Origin of the sequence: Fulvivirga aurantia (assembly GCF_009711475.1) — a bacterium.
GTDB classification, from domain to species: Bacteria; Bacteroidota; Bacteroidia; order Cytophagales; family Cyclobacteriaceae; genus Fulvivirga; species Fulvivirga aurantia.
The window spans coordinates 1-949 of sequence record NZ_SMMD01000203.1 but is presented as its reverse complement, the minus strand read 5'-3'; the positions used below and the strand labels follow the sequence as shown (position 1 = coordinate 949).

The 949-nt window shown below is 37.4% G+C and carries 1 protein-coding gene; it reads right to left on the bottom strand.

Annotated features, from left to right (window positions below; genetic code table 11):
- Positions 1 to 370: 370 nt before the first annotated feature.
- Entirely contained in the window at positions 371 to 577 is a 207-nt protein-coding gene (locus E1176_RS00640) for a hypothetical protein (protein ID WP_185152501.1), read from the bottom strand.
- Positions 578 to 949 lie beyond the last annotated feature (372 nt).

Here is a 949-nt window from a genome sequence, read left to right as displayed (position 1 = left end):
TTGAGTCGGATTCAATTAATGCTTCATTAGAGAAAACTGGAAATCGTTCTTGAGAAATGGCCATTTGGCAAGATAAAACTAATAGAAGTATGAATTTCGTCATTTTAGGTAGTGTGGTAACGACCAGATTTAGCGCTGTGGCCTCCGAGCTTTTTTAATTGCGATGAAATTAGCGAATCTGTCGGTGCATTCAAAGTGTCAGATATGCACTGCGCAATACAAATAAAAGCTTATACGAGCAGAAGATGGTAGAAGCTCTGAAGTTTCTTGGTGGCAGATAAGCGGGGTGTTTCACAGGCACTTTAACCATGACTAAGTCAGGCCATACGCTATATCCCTTGTTGTGGCCTGTTTATTAGAGTATTTCTCGTTAGTTGAATGAAGTTTCGTTGTTGAGCCTTTTGAGTACCATTAATATTAATGTCACCAGCGCCATAACTCCAGAACTAGTTAGCCACATCCAATAGCCTAGTTCATACGATATAATGTCAGTTGGAATTCCACCTTCATCAACTACGATTCCATCGAAGAGTAGAAGAGATGCTGAAGCAATTAGAGAAAGCGTTGATAACACCAAGATTCGTTTCGTGTTTTGATCGGAAAACCATTTATAAGTTGAATACCATGTTAACAATAATAGGGGATTCGATAACCATGTCAAACCAACTGCGTCATATAGGATTGATATCCACCCCATTAAAAAGTCACCAATTGCATCGTTACAATTGTTTTGCGTACAGATACTCTTTTGTGTTAAGGAAGCTATGAAAATACCAATGCTGAGAATAGTTGCAGATATTGCTATGATATTCTTTATGTTTTTCCTAATGCTCAAGTTATTCAAGTAAATTTCAGATTTGTCGTTGAGATATACTTTCTAGTAGACATGAGCCACAACAACTGTATAGCACATAGTGCACTATACTTACTATTAACGTGCACTAATATA